This window comes from Streptomyces sp. NPDC090021 (assembly GCF_044748225.1).
Classification (GTDB): domain Bacteria; phylum Actinomycetota; class Actinomycetes; order Streptomycetales; family Streptomycetaceae; genus Streptomyces.
This window is the reverse complement of sequence record NZ_JBIVFO010000012.1, coordinates 93,808-109,827: the sequence shown is the minus strand read 5'-3', so window position 1 is coordinate 109,827 and position 16,020 is coordinate 93,808. Positions and strand designations below refer to the sequence as shown.

Here is a 16,020-nt window from a genome sequence, read left to right as displayed (position 1 = left end):
CCCCGGCTGGTCCGCTCTTATCATCGCTCTCTGATCGCGTACAGGTGCTGGTCGATCTGGCGTAGAAGGGCCTGCACGATCAGAAGCGAGGACAGGGCGAACTCGATCCGATACGCAGCGGTCGAGGCTTCGTGCGCGGCAAGGTGCCGGTTGAACGTCTGTTCTCGATCCGTCTTGGCGAACGCCTTCATCATGCCGCTCACCATCAAGGCGGGGACGAACATCAGCGCTTGCAGTTCGCCCCATGCCGGCAGCGCGTCACGTGCTTCCGCGAGGACCGTGTTGCTGCCAGGGTTTCTCCTTCGGCTTGTGAATCGAGCCAAGGGAAAAGTAGCCCGCAGCCAGGTGTGGCCATGCCTGCCCATCGTGGTGTCGAGGATGTTCCCGAGCAGAGCTTGAGCTGGTCGGTAATGCCCGTCCCGCACGGAGTTAGCGGCGTCGCGGGCAAGCTCCACGAGGTCGAGCAGTTCGGGGTGATCGACCGCGGCAAGACTCCCCAAAACATCGTCCACGATGTCCAAATGATGTTCCACGAGGTACTGCTGTCGCTCGGTTCGACCGGGCAGTGCGAGGAGACCTTCGATGTGTTCCGTGCGCGGCGCCCAGATCAGGCAGACACCATCCTCCTCACAGATGGCGAAGAGCTTCGCCCAATCCTCAATACGCAGTGCCTCCAGGTTCTCCGGCAGTAGGTCCTTGATGCCGACGGCGAACTTGCTGAAGGTGTCGAGGAGTCCGGAGGTCAGCAGGAGACGGTTCCGCTCACCAACCTGCGCTAGCACGGACCGCCACGGGGCTGAATCGAAGAGGCCTGTCAGGGCGAGTGGCACCGGCTGGAACTGGACGGGGTTCGCCCGCAGCTGTTCGGAGAGTATCGGACGTGCCAGCGAGGGGCCGAGGGCCTTGGCCGCTATGTCGGCAAAGGTGCGATTCCGCTCTACCTGGCTTCGGGTAATGCTGTACAGGACGCTCTTGGGCAGCTCGAACGGGAGCGGTGCGGGCTTCGCGAGCGCAGCGATACTACTCTGCAAGCTGGCGACCGTCCCGGGCATGCTGCCTGAGTCGACCAGTCGGCGAATCGCGTCCTGCGCGCTGGCCAGGCCCCCGACGGCGCCCAGGCTGCGCTCCATCTGCGGAAGGATGCTCACAGCGCCGACAGCATCAGCGAACAGGCGCCCTAGGCTCTTCTGCGGCACCAAGGACACGCTCAGCTCGGCGATCTGGGCGCGGACCTGCGCAAAGGGGTCAAGGTCGCGAAGGACGTCCCCCAGCAGCGGGTTAACCGCGACACTACGAGGCGGACACGAGCCTGCCGCGGTCACCTCCGACTGATCGGGCGTTCCGCCCGGTTCGCTCGCCTCATTCATGTACTCAGAATGACGTGCCGCGCTGACACTCGGCTCGCGGTTTTCCCCGTCGCCCCCCGACGCCGCATCGGCCCCATGACCCTTCACTACCCACCGGGCTGCCGCGTTGGCTGACTCGGAGCAGCACATCAGGGACGGGCGCAGGTAGCTTGAAGCCAAGCGGACCCTTACCACCCGAGCAGTAGACTCAAGCATCCCCTGCTATGCCCCTGACCTGCGCAAACAAGAAGACGACACCATGGGATTCTCGCGACGCTTACGAGAATCTCAATTATTCAACGGGGTCGCAGGTCACAGCCTTCAGCTGTAGACACCACTCAAGACTTCCCTGCTCAGACGAGGCTCCTCGTCCCGTGCAGCCGTCCAACTCAATTCACGAAGCAGCAGATCGCAGCTACTCCGACTATCAGGGAAGAGTCGAGAACTCACACTGTACCCCGAATCACAGGAAGAGTCTGGAAAACTCTGGAACTCTGGTACCGTCTGGTGCATGAGTGATCCGCTGGACGCCCTGGAGAAGAGCATTGGCACCCTGCGCCGCGCGATCCGCGACGCAGCCGCCGCCGGTGATACCGAACGGGCCGGCGAGCTGCGAATGCAGCTGCGCCGCGCCGAGCGGGCCTGGGACGCCCTCGTCGACGCCGGTGAGCCGGCCACCGCCCCGTCCCGCCCAGCGCCGCAAGCTGCTCCGGTCGCCCGGGGATCGCAACTCCCGGCACGCGAACACGTCCACCGCGCCCTGATGCTCCTCGGGGTCCCGGCCGCGCCCAAGCTGATCGTCGACGTGCACGAGGCGTTCTTCCCGGGAGAGCTCTCCGCGTCCAAGCTCTCCAGCCTGCGCCGGGACGAGGAACGTTCCTACCGCTCCAGTCCGGGAGCCCGGCCGTACTACCTGTGCCCGGCGCTGGCGCACGACCTGCTGACCCCGGTGCGGGCACTGATCACGATCAGCACCTGGACGCTGGAGCAGCGCGTCATCGGCCCGCTGTCTCCGCGTGTGGACTTCCTCAGCGGCGCGATCCACATCGCCGAAGCGGTGCGCACCTCCGCCGAGTCCGCTGCGGACGGGGCCAGTCCGGAGGCCCTGCGGCTGCTGTGGCGCTTCGCCGTCAACATCCCTGACGCCATGCCGAAGAACGCCTCCGGTCACGAGGGCGCGCTGGATGCGCAGCAGGTGATCGGCGCCGCCCAGGCCGAGCTGGACGTGCATACGGAAACCGACCGTGCCAACCGGGCGGTGGCCGCGCGGCGGGCCCGCAAGTCCCTCAGTGACGATGAGAAGTTGTTCGGCGCGCCCCTGCGGGGCGTGACGCATCTGCGGTCCGCCCGCGCCTGATTTTCATCTCCCCGCATCCTTATCATCCTCCGCAAGGATCTATGAGACCGTGAGAGAACCAGTCGACGACCGCCTCGCCGCGCTTCGCGGATCCGCGAAGCGTCTGGACTACAACGCCCGGTCGCTGGCAGCCCTGGAGAACAATCCGCGTTGCACGCTGCGGGCTTTGCTGGACGCCTCTGGCTCCGACAAGGCCGCGATCGCCACACATGTCGGCCATCCCCCGGCCTTCGGCCAGTCCTCCTTCGCCATCACCCGCGGCAACGCCTTCGAGGCGATGGTGAAGGCCAACGGCTGCGCGGAGCTCCTGCGCGTCCTGCGCGAGACCCTGGAGCTGACGCTGCCGGAGGTGGGGTACGAGGACCTGAACGACGTCGGCGGTGACGGCCGTTCCAAGGAGCGCCATGAGCGCACCGAGGAAGTGCTGCTGCGGGCCGCCCGGGGTGAGGGCGACGGCACCTTGTTCGACCACCCGATGCTGTGCCTGCAGATCGGCGGACACAAGGCGTACCTGGAACCGGACCTGGTGGCCTTCCGCATCGACGGACGCTTCCACGTCGTGGAGATCAAGAGCTTCCCGATCATCGACGAGCAGGCCGCCCCCGCCCAGGTACGGGCGGCAACCACGCAGGCGAGCGCGTACATCATCGCGCTGCGTGACCTGCTCGGGCGGGCCGGCATCGGTGAGGAGGCTGTCTCCGACACGATCGTGCTGGTCGCGCCGAAGGACTTCACCAACCGGCCGACCGGGGCGTTCGTCGACGCCCGCAAGCAGGTGGCCGCCCTGACGCGTCAGCTGTCCCGCATCGAGCGCGTCGGGGACCTGGTGGATCTGCTGCCCGAGGACCTCACCTTCGACCTCGCCCGGGACTCGGAGGACCGGCCCCGGCGCCCGGCCGAGGAGCTGACCGAGGCACTGGACCAGGTCCTCGTGACGTACCGCCCGGACTGCCTGAACCACTGCGAGATGGCGTTCTACTGCCGATCCCGCGCCCGTGCTGAGGCCTCACTGGATGTCCTCGGGCCGGTGGTGCGCGATCAGTTCGGCGGCATCGACACCACGACCATGGTCATGGGGCTGGCTCGCGGAGAGCTGACGCCGAGCGAGGACCAGGTGGAGATGGCCGCGGCCCTGCGGCACGCCGCACGGCTGCGTGCAGAACTGGAAGAGCTCGGGGGTGTGGCATGAGCACGCTGTCGGCGCTGGCGCACGTGCAGGCGATGGAGTCGATGCAAGCCGTGCCCCTGACCGAGTTCCGCCACCGGCACCTGTCCGCCCGGCCGCTGGTGATCATCCCGCTGGCCATGGCCGGCGAGGCCGGGGCGCCCCTGGCCGCGATGGTCGGCTCCGCCAAGAGGAACGGGACCCTGCTGGTTGTGGCCCAGCCCCGCAACCGGGACCAGCGGTTCGCGTTCGCCGCCGGCCTCGGCCGGATCGTGATGGACTACATCGACTCTTTCCGCCAAGACCGCCGCGGGGAAGGCGAGCGCTCCCGGTACACCGACGCGCCTCAGATCCTGGTGCCCAACCCCGGCGGCCTCAAAGCCCTGGCTGACCTGGGACGCATGTGCCGCTTCCGTTCGACGTCCGGTCCCTACGCGGTACCGGACGTAGTACCGGAGTTCGGCATGTGGCTGACGTTCCTGGTCGACAAGGCCGAACAGGCAGGCACCTCCATGCTGCTGCCTGTCACCGGGATGCTCACCGAGCACTGGGCGACTGGCCAGAGCACGCTCGAGGACCAGAACCTCGCCTCCCTGATGGCCTGGATCGCTCCCCCGTCGGGCTTGAGCGTCGATCAGGCCATGGCCGACGCGGAGAACCCGGACGTGTGCCCGCCGGCGGGCCCGTCAACCTCCCCCGAGTTCGACAACCGCGACCTGGCCCCGGCGATCAGAAAGTTCGACACGGCCCACACACTCGGCGACCCGCACGCGCTGGCCGCCGCCGAGGGCGAACTGCGGGACCTGATCGCGGGACAGATCCAGCCCACCTGGCGCATGGTGTGGCAAGCCATATCACTGCTGCGCTCCGTGCCCGAGGCACCGCGGTCCGCCAAGCGCTTCGAAGGCGACTGCAAGGCCTTCACCGACTACTCCGACTACCGGGACTCCGGCGGGCTTCCGCAGCGCAAGCGGGACACCGCGATCGGCGCGGCCCGGCGGCTGAGCTTTCTGGAGCGCGCGCTGGCCGAATTCGAGTCCGACATGGCGTTCGACGATCGTTTCGTGCTGGCCGACCGGCGCAGCGCAGGTGAGGCGTTCGCCGGGGCGGTCGTGGAGGCCGAACCCGGCCGGACGGTCACCACGGACAAGAACAGGCGGGTGCCGCGGCCGCGTGTCACCGTCCGCACCGAGGATCCCGTGCGGCTGGCCGCCGATACCAAGCTGATCAGCCCGTCCATGCCGACCGGCCACAAAGCCGTGATCGTCTCGGTCCTTCCCGACGGCGACACCGCACGGGTCACGGTGGAGATCACCGGCGGCATGGGGCGCGGCCGCGTCCCGAAGCAGGGCACCGTGCCGGAGCCGGGCCAATACGTCGCCTACCTGCCCGATCCGGGGTGGCGCCCGGCACCGCAGTTCCCGGCCTCCGACACCGCCCCGTGGACACACAGTGCAGCCGACGAGGTCGGCACCGATTCAGCCGTTCCCGAGGACGCCGCAGCAGAGGAGTGGGGCAATGAGGAATGACACCGGCACGACGCCCGAACCGGCCGTGCCCGACCCTGCGACGGCCGCTGCCGCTGCCACCGAGGCGATCCTCGCGAACATGGCCGACGGGCGTCACAGGGCCGTGGTCGTCGACTCCCCGCCGGGCGCCGGCAAGAGCACCCTGGTGGTCCACGCCGCCCAGGAACTCACCGAAGGCGGCGAACGCCCGATCATCGTCGCCCAGACCAACAACCAGGTCGACGACCTGGTCGTGCGTCTGGCCAGGGAGCATCCCGACATCGCCGTCGCACGGCTGAGCGCCACCGGCTACAACCCGCCCCCGGCCCTGGGCGCCCTGACGAACACCACCGTCGGCCGCACCCTGGCCGACCTGTCCGGCTGCCGGATCATGGTCGCAACCGCCGCCAAGTGGGCCACCGTCCGCGACGCCACCTTCGGCTGGGCGATCCTGGACGAGGCCTACCAGATGCGTTCGGACATGCTGCTGCAGATCGTCGAACGCTTCGAGCGGGGACTGTTCGTCGGCGACCCCGGCCAGCTGGACCCGTTCACGATCGTCGGCACCGAGCGCTGGATCGGGCTGTCGCACGACCCCACGCAGAACGGTGTCAGCGTGATGCTGGAACACAACCAGAACATTCCTGTGCACCGGCTGCCGGTGTCCTGGCGACTGCCGTCCTCGGCCGCACCCACCATCTCCCGAGCGTTCTACCCGTTCGCCCACTTCACCGCCGGAACCGGTGAAGACACGCGCGCCCTGGAGTTCCGCACCGCCGGGCTCGCCCGCGCCGATCTCGACGAGACCCTCGCGCAGGCGTTCACCACCGGCTGGGCCCTGCACGAGCTGCCCCGTCGTCATGTCCCGCGTACCGACACCCAGACTCTCCAGACCGCCGCCGACCTCGCCTGCCGGCTGCTGGACCGTGGAGCGGTCGCCACCTGCGAGCGCCACCCAGGCGGCCGCCCCCTGGACGCCGGCGACATCGCCATCGGTGTCGCGCACCGCGACCAGGCCGACCTGGTCCGGGCTGCACTCGCCCGGACAGGCAGCCCCGGCGCGCCGGGCGTGGCGGTGGATACCGCGAACCGGCTGCAGGGACGCGAGTTCGAAGTCGTCATCGTCGTGCACCCGTTGTCCGGCCGTCGGGACGCCACGGCCTTCCACCTCGAGGCCGGGCGGCTGTGCGTGCTCGCCTCCCGTCACCGGCAGGCGTGCATCGTCGTCGCCCGCGAGGGCATCGCCGACCTCCTGGACAGCCACCCCTCGACCGACCCGGTGCATCTGTCCGTGCGCGCCAAGTTCCCGGACGGCTGGGAAGCCAACCAGATCATGCTGGACAAGCTCGCCCAGCATCGCGTCGCCGCGTGAGTCCCGTACGGCACCCCATACCCGGGCGCGCGGCTTTCCCATCTGTTTCCTTGACGGACGGCCGGGACGGGGAAGTTCCGGTGAGTGGCACTTTGCGTCCTGGTGGAAACGGCCGTTGTTCCCGGTTCGCGGGAGATCTGTCAGTTGTGGCCTTCAGACTAGGAAGCCCTGCACACGCAGGGAGCGCACGAGGGGGCGGTATGGATCAATCGCGACAGTGGTGGCGGAGCGTCCTGTCCAGCGACTGGACTGTGTTCGCCCTGCCCGAGGACCTCGTGCGGGAACGCTATACGGCCCTGCTGGCTGCGTTGGAGGAATTGTCTACCCGCGGCCCGATGTGGACACCGGCTCAGATCCTCGAGCAACTGCGCACCGTGGGTTACCACGATGGGCTGGCCGAGGAGCAGTTGCTGTCGTCGCTTGAGCAACTGGCCAAGTGGGAGCTCGCCAAGCCGTTCAGGGACTACGCGGCACCGGTGCGCAACTATCGCGGGGTGATCTCGCGGCAGGAGGCCTGGGCATTGACGCTGCGGGGCCGGGCGCTGGTAGCCGCCGTACGGGCAGCGGTGCTGGACTCCCGTCGTGCACTGCAACTGCCGAGCCGGCTGCTGGACGGTGTGGAGCAGACGGTCCGCCGGATGCTGGAGCATTTCAAGAGTGATCCTGGGCTGCTGACGGGTGATCTCGATGATGTGCGGACCCGGATCGACGAACTCCAACGCGTGACGGCCGACTTCTACGGTGCGCTGGCGCAGATGGTCCAGTCCGATGTCACTGACGACGACGTGTTCGGCAGGAACCGGGACCGGGTGCTGGAGGCGCTGCGGCAGTTCCCGCGGGAGTACGGGCGGGCGCTGCGGCGGGTGGGGGACGCGCTGGCGGCGTTGCGGGAGGTGGGCCACGGTCCGGTCGTGGAAACCGCGGCCGCGCACGCGGGGCTGGTGGATCCGGCCGAGCAGCAGCACTGGGTGGACGAGCGGATGCGTCGCTTGGCCGACTTGGAGGCGTGGTTCACGCCTGACGGGACGGTTTACCGGTTGATCGCTTCGGCGACTGGTGCTGTGCACACGCTCCTGATCGCGATCGACCGGCGGTATGCGGCCAGGAGGCGGGGGGCGGATCTGGGGGCTGACTTCCGCTCTGTGGCGCGTAGCTTGCACCGGCAGGGCGGCGAGGATCAGGCGCGGCGTGTGTACGGGGCGGCGTTCGGGGACTGGCCGGCGTGGCACGCGCAGATCGGGCCGGCCGAGGAGGACGTGGCGCATGCGACGGTGGCTGCAGCCGGGCTCACGGTGCACCGCGTAGAGGTGACGCTGCGTGAGCATGAGCGGGTGGGAAGGACTGGGGGAAGGCCCCGGAAGCTGGCGGACACCACCGTGGACCGGGAGGGTGCGCTGGCGCGGGCACGCGAGGAGGCGCAGCTGCGCCGCCGGTTTGCCCGGATGCTGGTGACGCCTGGAGAGGTGGGGCTGGAGCATTTCGCGGGGTTGGCGGCGGATGCTTCGGTGATCTTGCTGCGGGCGGTGGAGACGGCGCTGCAGGAGTTCGACCCTGTGCTGGGGTTCGGGTCTGCGGTGGCCGAAGGAGCCAACGTCGTGGTGCGGGTACGGCCGGGGGTGGCGGACCGGCAGGTCCGGGTGGAGTTGGCCGAAGGGGTGCTGACCGGCCCGGATCTGCGTATCCGTGTCGATGCGAGCGAGCGGACCGGCGAAGCGGTCGCGCGGGGGGCGGCATGAGCGGCGGGGTGCTGGAGGCCGATCTGCGGGATGCGGCCCGGGTGCTGGTGGATCGAGGACGGCTTCGGGCCGAGGCTGAGCCGGAGCTGTACCGGGCGGCTGTGAAGGGGCAGGCCGCGCTGGCGGGGCTGTTCCGGTCGGAGCTGGGCTGGACGTTCGAGGTGCTGGAGGTGGCACAGCTGGTCCGGCTGCACAAGCGGCGTGTGGATGTTCCCGGTGACCGGGGGCCTTCGGTGGCCCGCGGCGGGGGTCGTCCGGTGCTGCTGTCGCAGGAGGCGCTGGTGCTGGTGTGTCTGGTGTGTGAGCAGTTGTGGCGGCGTCCGCGGTTGAGCGTGCGGGAGTTGATGCAGGCGCTCGCGCAGGTGTGCGCGGAGGAGGCCGCCTCGGGTGGGCTGCCGCGGGTGCAGTGGGTGGCCGGGGAGGGGACGTCGAAGCAGGAGGCCCGCTGGCACCGGCAGAATCTGGTGGATGCGTTGCAGGTGCTGGAGGCCGAGGGGTCGGTGGAGGCGGACTCCGACCTGGAGCGGGTCGTGGTGGACGAGGACGCTGACCTTGTGGTGACGGCTTCAAGGGACCGGTTGGCGGCGCGGTTCTCGTCGCTGTCCCCCGCGCTGCTCGGCTTGGACGCGCTGCCCCCGCAGGAGCACGCGGCGGCGTTGTCGACCGCTTCGTTGCTCGACCCGGCGGCACCGGAGCCGGACCAGGCGGCGTCGGTGGAGGAACGGCGGCTGCAGGCGCTGCGGCGGCTGGTGGACGACCCGGGCGTGGATCCCTTCGACGAGCAGACACCGGGGACGGCGTATCTGCACACGCTGGCCGGCAGGGAGCGGGGGCTGACGCTGCTGGCCGGCTTGGGGCTCGGGGTGACAGTGCGCCGGGACTGGTGGGAGGTCACCGATCCCAGTGGGCTCGGAACCGCGATGGATTTCCCCAACGGGCGGCGGATGGAGCGGCAGGCCGCGCTGGCTCTGCTGGCTCATCTGTTCGAACGGGACCGGGCCGGTTCGGTTGTGCAGGTAGGCGACGTGGTGGGGCTGCTGGAGGAGGTACGGGCGGTGATGCCGAACTGGGCGGCGGGTCACAAGGCGCAGCTTCCCGCGCTGGCGCGGGCGGCGATCGGTGAGCTGGCGGCCGCGCGGCTGCTGGTGCCGGTGGTGGGTGAGACGGAGCAGTGGCAGGCGACGCCGGGAGTGCACCTGTGGCGGGTGCGGGTGGCGCACGCCGCCCGCGGCGCGGCGGGGCCGGAGCCCGGTGGGGCGTTTGGTGCCGAGACGGGTGAGGGGGACGTGTGAGGATCGCCGGAGACGGGCCTGTCGGGGCCGGTGACGTCGGGCTGGGGGTGCCGGTCGCGGAGGGCCGGTGGCAGCCCACGCGGGCCGGGGTGGTGAACTCCTGGGCCTGGGCAGAGGAGGAGCTGCTGTTCGGCAACGGGTGGCTGACACTCGCGGGGCCGAACGGGTCGGGGAAGTCCTTGTCGGCGTCGATGCTGGTCACGGTGCTGCTGGACGCGGATGTGTCGCAGACCGCCTTGTCGGTGTCGGGGAAGGCGGCGGGGACGCTGCTGAGCCGGCACACCGACCGGGACGAGCAGCAGGACCGCACGGGGGTGTGGTGGCTGGAGTACGGTCGGCGCGCCGATGGCGGGGCTGTGGAGTATGTGACGACCGGGTTGTGGCTGAGGGCAGTGGGCAAGGCGGTGCACCGGGTGTTCTTCCTGGCGCGGGGGCGGGTCGGGGAGCAGCTGCGGCTGCAAGTGGACCGGGAGCCGGTGCGGATCGGTGACCTTGCAGCGCAGTTGGCTGCCTGTCAGGGGCAGGCCTTCACCTCCAGCGCTTCGTCTGCGCAGTCGAACCGGGCCCGGTTGTCGGAGCATCTGCGGGTGGTCGGGGACGAGCACGACTACAGGCGGGTGGTGCGCGAGGAGTTGTTCGCGCCGCTGGACGAGGTGCAGTTCGACGCGCTGGTGGGGGTGCTGCGCAGCCTGCGCAGTGTGCGTACGGCGGAGGCGATCTCCGCGGCGGAGATGGGCCGGTTGCTGTCCAGTGCGTTGCCTGCGCTGGACGGTGAGCGGCTGACGGTGATCGCTCAGGCGATGGAGCGGATCTCTGAGCTCGAGGACCAGCTGGAGCGTGCCCGGGCGGAAGAGAAGCTGCTGCAGGGCGCGGAACGGGCGTATCGCCGGTATGTGGAGGCGGTGGCGGTGGTCGAGGCCGCCTCGCTGATCGCGGCGAACACCGGGTTCGACGCTCAGACCAGGCGGGAGCGCCAGGCGAGTGAGGGGGCGCAGCAGGCCGGGGTGCGGGAAGCCGAGGCCGTGGAGCTGCTGGCCGGGACGCGGGCCGAGATCGGAGAGTTGGAGGGGCGGAAGAACGCGGCGGAGGAGGAGCTGCGCGGGCACGCGGGCGCGGTCCTTCCGCAGCGTGAGCAGCGGGCGGTCGAACTGGCCGTTGCCGCCCGCACGGCGGCCAAGCGGTCGGATCAGGTCGGTGGCGAGGCTTCCCGGGCTGAGGGCGCCGCCCGGGAATCGGCGGATGGCGTCCGGTCGGCGCGGGGCGCCGTGTCGGCGGTGTCCGGGCCCTTGCGGGTGGTGGGGGGCCGGCTGGGCGCGGATGCGGCCTTGGAGGGACTGCTCACCCTCGACGAGCGGCTGGTGGCGGCCGAGGCCGTGGCAGTGGCCGCAGGCGTGGTCGACGAGGCGTGCGCGGCACCGCTGGCGTGGGTGGACACCCGGATCTCCCAGATGCGGAAGGTAGAAGCCGCGCTCGGAGACCATGCGACGGCGCAGGGAATGGAAGTCGCGGCGGCGGCCGATCTGCGCGAGGCCGAAGCGGTCGAGGAAACGGACCGGGCCACGGCCGACCAGACGGGCAGGACGCGGGCGCGGGCCGAGGACGCGCTGCTGGAGGAGATGCGGCAGTGGGCAGACACGGCAGTGGAGTTGCGCGGTCCCGCCCTCGAGCTGCTCGTGCGGGACGGTCGCGGCGACGGGGAGCGGTTGCTCGTCGGGAAGCTGACAGCCGGACTCGCTCAGGTCGCGGGCGAGGCGCGGGCGAGGATCGACGCGGCAGGGCACCACCGGCAGGCAGCTGCGGACCGTGCGGTGGCCGAGCAGGCGGCCGAGGCATGCGAGCAGGCACGCACGCTGTGGGAGCAGGAGCGCGGCGCGGCCGAGCACGCCTCGCAGGCGTTGCACGGGGCGCAGGAGGAGGCTCGGGAGCAGGACGCGGCCGGGAAGGAGGCCCGGGAGCAGCACCAGGAGACGCACCTGCGGCTGGTCGCACAGGCGGAGGCCGCCGTCGCGCAGGCTCAGAAGGCAGCGGACGGGGCCGGATCGGCGGCCGTGGCGGCCTGGGAGCAGTGGCAGGGCCTGGTCGGCATGTGGCGGCGTGACGCGGAACTGATCGATGTCGGCATGGTGCCGGAGTCGGCCGGGGATGGGGCCACGGGCGACGCCGCGCAGACAGTCGCGCAGATCCAGGTGTCTCTGGAGCGGGCGCACGCAGCGGCCGCCGGGCGGCTCCAGCGTGTGGTGGACGCCGCCGACCAGGCGGCGGGATTCGTGCAGGAAACGGTCCGTGACCTGGGGCAGCAGCTGGAGCGGGCCCAGCAGGCGGCGCCGGTGCCACCTGCACCGCTGTGGCGCAGCCGGCAGCCCGTGGACGGCACCCCGTTGTGGGCGCTGGTGGACTTCGCCGGACACCTGACGGACGAGGCCAGAGATCGCCTCGAGGGTGCTCTGCTGGTCAGTGGCCTGCTGGACGCACTGGTGCGTGCCGACGGGCAGACAGTGGCAGGGGATGTGACCCTGCGACCTGGAGCTGCGGCGGCGTCGGGGGCGAGTCTGGCGGACGTGCTTCGGCCCGACGCGCAGGGCCGGATCGCCCACGAGCGGGTCCACCAGCTGCTGCGGTCGATTCCCCTGGACCCGTCGGCGGACGATCAGGTCACGATCGCGGTGGCGACCGCGGTCGCACCGGCCGGCTACCAGGCGCGGTTCATCGGGCGAAGTGCCCGCGAACGCGCCCGGCTCCAGCACGTAGCCGACCTGGAGCAGCAACTCGACCAGGCGCAGGGGGCATTGCACCGGGCACGCGAGGAAGCCGCGCGTGCCCGCGCCCGGGTGAACGCCGCCGCGATGGAGCGGGACCGGTTCCCCTCCCCCGCCGGGTGGAAGCAGGCCCGCGAGGGGTGGCAGGTCCTTCTCCGGGCGCTGCAGGAAACCCGCAACCGGTCCGCTCAGGACATCCACCTGGCCGAACGCGGGCTGGCGCAGGCACTGCACGCCCTGGACGCGGCTGCCGCGCAGCGCAGCAGCGCGCTGGAGCTGCTGGCCCAGGAGGCACGGCACACCGAACAGGTGGCGGCCACGGCACTGGCCGCAGCCCGGACGGCTGAAGGTGTTGCCCAGGAGACGGCCGGGACCGCGGCCGCCAGCCACGCCGGGTGGGTGCAGGCGAAGGAAGCCCAGGCCCACGCCGATGCCGAGCAGGCCGGTTTCCCGTCGCCGGATCAGGTCCTCTCGACCCAGCAGCAGGAGGACGACGCGACCGAGCAGCTGCAGCACTCCATCAGGCACACGGCCGACGCACGCGAGCGGCACCGCCGGGCCGGCGAGGCCGTGCGCCAAGCGCTGCGGGCGCTGAACCGGACAGCCGACGCGGGCGGCGGCACCGTGCTGCCCACGGATCCGAAGGCGGCCGACGCCCACCGCGAGGACACCACCTTGATGTTCCGGCAGGTCGAGGCCTGGCGGGGCGCCGCAGGGCGAGTGATCGACCTCGCGGGACGGGCACGCCAGGACGCGGCAACCGCCCAACGCTGGCGGACCCTGGCGGACGACGCCGCCCGGGAGGCAGAGCAAACCGCCGTGGACGCGGGGCGCGAGAAGGCGGCTGTCGAGGAGATGCGGCGCCTGCACGGCGCAGAGTACGAGGAACTTCGCGCCTCGCTGCAGGAGGTCACCGGTACGCTCGACCGCGCCCGGGCACGGGTGGAGGAGCTGCAGCGCGCCAAGGAAGAGGCTGCTGCTGACGCGGCGTCGGCCCGGGCGCGGCTGGATGAGGTCGCACCGCTGCGCCAGGCGGCCGAGGAGCACCGCGATACCTGCCTTACCCAGTTGGGCCGGCTCGTCGACGAGGGCCTGGCCCTGGTCGGCGAGGACATCTCCACCGGGCCGGAGGGCCGGCCCGCGAACCTGACCGCGGGACTGGCCTGGGCCAGGCATCTGCTGGCCGACCGTCCCACCGGGCCAGGCGCGGGAGTGGGGGCGGACCGGCTCGCCGCAGCGTCCCGGGCCCGGGACGCTGCGCTGAAGACTCTCGAGGGCGCCGCCCGAACCGCCAACAGCGCACTGGCCCGGTTCAACCGCCAGGTCATCCTCACCAACGTATCGGGCACCGGTTGGCAGCGTGCCGAGGTCGCCGACCCGGCCGCCGCTCGCGGCCAGGACCTGCGCGCAGCGGTGGAGGCACTGCGCGCGGCAGTCGCCCAGCTGGAGCAGGACCTGCGCGCCGACATCAAGAAGGCCATCAAGACCAGCATGTTCGCCCAGCTGCAGCGCGACGTTCAGGTCCGCCAGGATCTCGCGCAGCAGCTGGTGCGGCAGATCGGCCAGACCCTGGCGGACGTGCGTACCGGGGTGGCCCGGGTGGGCGTGAAGGTCGAGTGGGCGGTGCGCAAGGACGCGGACGCGAAGGCCATGGTGGAGCTGGTGAACAGCCCCCCCTCGGACGAGATGTTCGAGCGGATGTATGACGTGCTGCGGCAGCGGATGGACGAGTCCGTCGGGGACACGTGGGCGGACCGGGTCGCGCACACCTTCGACTACCGGGCCTGGCACGAGTGGACGATCTCGGTGACACACTCCTCGTTCAGCGACGGGGACGGTGACCGCTTCAAGGAAGTCAAGCCGCGTGGCATGAACCCGCTGGAGACGCTGTCGACCGGGGAACGGCGCCTGGCCACGATGCTGCCCCTGCTGGCGGCCGCGTGGTCGATGTACAGCGGGGAGTACCGCGGGCCGCGGCTGCTGTCGATCGACGAACTGGACGCGGCGTTCGACGACGTAAACCTTCGGCAGATGCTGGGACTGCTGCGCCGGTGGGAGTTCGACGTGCTGGCGACCGCGCCCTCAATGACCCCGGTGATCAAGAAAGAGGCCGGGCAGGTCGTCATCCACCAGGTCATCACCAGCGGGAAGCACCGTGTGACAGTGCCGTGGCTGTGGCAGGGCCACGGGGAGGCGCAGCCGCTGACGCTGGACCTCGGCCTGGGCTTCGACGGCGGGACGGCCGGCTGATGGGCACGACATGGGAATGGGTCGCGGGCGATGAGGCGCTGTCCCCACTGTGGGCCGCCGTACACGACCGGCTGTGTGCCGGGACGGATCCGGCGGCCCTGGCGAGTGTCCGGGTGACCGGGCTGCCACCGGCGGGGGTAGCGGCGTTGCGGGCGTGGCTGGACGACGCGGGCCGACTGCGTCGTGGCACGTCCGCGGTGGTCATGGACGCCCGCGGGGCGCGAGTACCGGTGCGAGCGCTATGCCAGGTGCTGCGGCTGGAACCGCAGGACTTGGTGGCGCTGGTGGAACAGGCTGTGGGACGGCCGGTGGTCAACCGTGCGCGGAAGCGCGTGAACGACGCGGCGCTGCGCCAGGATGTGTGGCAGTACGCGGCCGCACAGCTGCCGGCGTGTCCGGGGCTGGTCGCGCGGATGCGCGCCACCGGGATCGGCGTCGACGAAGGTACAGGGGTGCGCAGGCTGGTCGACGCCCTCGCCGCCGTGGTGACACGGCTGCCGATCGACCCGCCTGTCTCACTGCCCAAGCTCGCCCACGACACTGCTGGCGACCCCCACTTCTTCGACCTCGACACCCTCGCCGGCAGCCGGCTTGTCACGCTGGTCGCCGAACTGACCGGACAGGTGGAGCCGACACGGCCGGACCGGATCCGAGCCCTGCTCGAGCAGAGCGGAGTCGTCCCTGACCGGCTCACCGCCACCGTGCTGCTCCACCGTGTGCAGGCAGTCGGCGACGGACCGGTCGACCGGCGCCTACGCGACGCCGTCGCCCCGGTCGCGCTGCACCTGTTCGACCTGACCCGCACTCCCCCGCGTCTGGACCCGACCCAGATACTCACCGTGGTGGAGAACCCCTCCGTCCTCGAAGCCGCTCTCGCCCGCGGCCACACTGCGCCGATGGCGTGCACCAGCGGACAGTTGCGTGCCGTCGACCACGCCCTGCTGCAACTCGCCGTCGACCAGGGCGTGGCGCTGCGGTACGCGGGTGACCTGGACGGCCCGGGGCTCGGCATCGCGCACACCGTCGTCCGCCTGTACGGCTCCGGACTCGTCGCCATGGATCTGGCCACGCTCCGCGACGCGGGAGCCCACCCGTCGGCGGTGCCTGTGGGCCGGCTGACGGCCGAGGACATTGACGTGCAGCTCGCCCACGAACTGCGGGGCGTGGGGCGGGTGGTGTTCCAGGAACACGACACCGTTTTGGACCGTCTCCTGCCGCCCGCCTCTGCCTAGGCCGGG

General features: G+C 70.8%; 9 protein-coding genes. 8 read left to right on the top strand and 1 reads right to left on the bottom strand.

Features of this window, described 5'->3' with window-relative positions:
* Positions 1 to 20: 20 nt before the first annotated feature.
* On the bottom strand, positions 21 to 1,367 hold the full coding sequence (locus ACIPXC_RS12115; protein WP_401616057.1) for a hypothetical protein: 1,347 nt from the start codon (positions 1,365 to 1,367) through the stop codon (positions 21 to 23).
* A 490-nt stretch (positions 1,368 to 1,857) separates the two neighbouring features.
* Between ACIPXC_RS12115 and ACIPXC_RS12110 the strand changes: the two genes are divergently transcribed.
* The 8 genes from ACIPXC_RS12110 to ACIPXC_RS12075 all read left to right on the top strand — a co-directional run bounded on the left by ACIPXC_RS12110 (position 1,858) and on the right by ACIPXC_RS12075 (position 16,014).
* On the top strand, positions 1,858 to 2,703 hold the full coding sequence (locus ACIPXC_RS12110; protein ID WP_401616055.1) for a hypothetical protein: 846 nt from the start codon (positions 1,858 to 1,860) through the stop codon (positions 2,701 to 2,703).
* A 49-nt stretch (positions 2,704 to 2,752) separates the two neighbouring features.
* Positions 2,753 to 3,892, top strand: a complete 1,140-nt coding sequence (locus ACIPXC_RS12105; protein ID WP_401616054.1) for a hypothetical protein — start codon at positions 2,753 to 2,755, stop codon at positions 3,890 to 3,892.
* The gene (locus ACIPXC_RS12100; protein WP_401616052.1) at positions 3,889 to 5,397 is read left to right on the top strand and encodes a hypothetical protein; all 1,509 of its coding nucleotides are present in this window, start codon (positions 3,889 to 3,891) and stop codon (positions 5,395 to 5,397) included. Before ACIPXC_RS12105 ends, ACIPXC_RS12100 begins: the two co-directional genes overlap by 4 nt.
* Positions 5,387 to 6,748, top strand: coding sequence for an AAA domain-containing protein (locus tag ACIPXC_RS12095; protein ID WP_401616051.1), 1,362 nt, complete (start codon positions 5,387 to 5,389; stop codon positions 6,746 to 6,748). Before ACIPXC_RS12100 ends, ACIPXC_RS12095 begins: the two co-directional genes overlap by 11 nt.
* 200 nt (positions 6,749 to 6,948) lie before the next feature.
* Positions 6,949 to 8,484: a DUF2397 family protein gene (locus ACIPXC_RS12090; RefSeq protein ID WP_401616049.1), complete on the top strand. Its 1,536-nt coding sequence runs from the start codon at positions 6,949 to 6,951 to the stop codon at positions 8,482 to 8,484.
* Entirely contained in the window at positions 8,481 to 9,776 is a 1,296-nt protein-coding gene (locus ACIPXC_RS12085; protein ID WP_401616047.1) for a DUF2398 family protein, read from the top strand. Before ACIPXC_RS12090 ends, ACIPXC_RS12085 begins: the two co-directional genes overlap by 4 nt.
* Positions 9,773 to 14,782, top strand: coding sequence for an SbcC/MukB-like Walker B domain-containing protein (locus ACIPXC_RS12080; protein ID WP_401616046.1), 5,010 nt, complete (start codon positions 9,773 to 9,775; stop codon positions 14,780 to 14,782). Before ACIPXC_RS12085 ends, ACIPXC_RS12080 begins: the two co-directional genes overlap by 4 nt.
* On the top strand, positions 14,782 to 16,014 hold the full coding sequence (locus ACIPXC_RS12075) for a TIGR02679 domain-containing protein (RefSeq protein ID WP_401616044.1): 1,233 nt from the start codon (positions 14,782 to 14,784) through the stop codon (positions 16,012 to 16,014). Before ACIPXC_RS12080 ends, ACIPXC_RS12075 begins: the two co-directional genes overlap by 1 nt.
* The last annotated feature ends 6 nt before the right edge of the window (positions 16,015 to 16,020 follow it).

Coding starts and splice junctions, on each gene's coding strand:
- ACIPXC_RS12090 (WP_401616049.1), top strand. CDS start 6,949: ATGGATCAATCGCGACAGTGGTGGCGGAGCGTCCTGTCCAGCGACTGG.
- ACIPXC_RS12075 (WP_401616044.1), top strand. CDS start 14,782: ATGGGCACGACATGGGAATGGGTCGCGGGCGATGAGGCGCTGTCCCCA.
- ACIPXC_RS12110 (WP_401616055.1), top strand. CDS start 1,858: ATGAGTGATCCGCTGGACGCCCTGGAGAAGAGCATTGGCACCCTGCGC.
- ACIPXC_RS12100 (WP_401616052.1), top strand. CDS start 3,889: ATGAGCACGCTGTCGGCGCTGGCGCACGTGCAGGCGATGGAGTCGATG.
- ACIPXC_RS12115 (WP_401616057.1), bottom strand. CDS start 1,367: ATGAATGAGGCGAGCGAACCGGGCGGAACGCCCGATCAGTCGGAGGTG.
- ACIPXC_RS12085 (WP_401616047.1), top strand. CDS start 8,481: ATGAGCGGCGGGGTGCTGGAGGCCGATCTGCGGGATGCGGCCCGGGTG.
- ACIPXC_RS12095 (WP_401616051.1), top strand. CDS start 5,387: ATGAGGAATGACACCGGCACGACGCCCGAACCGGCCGTGCCCGACCCT.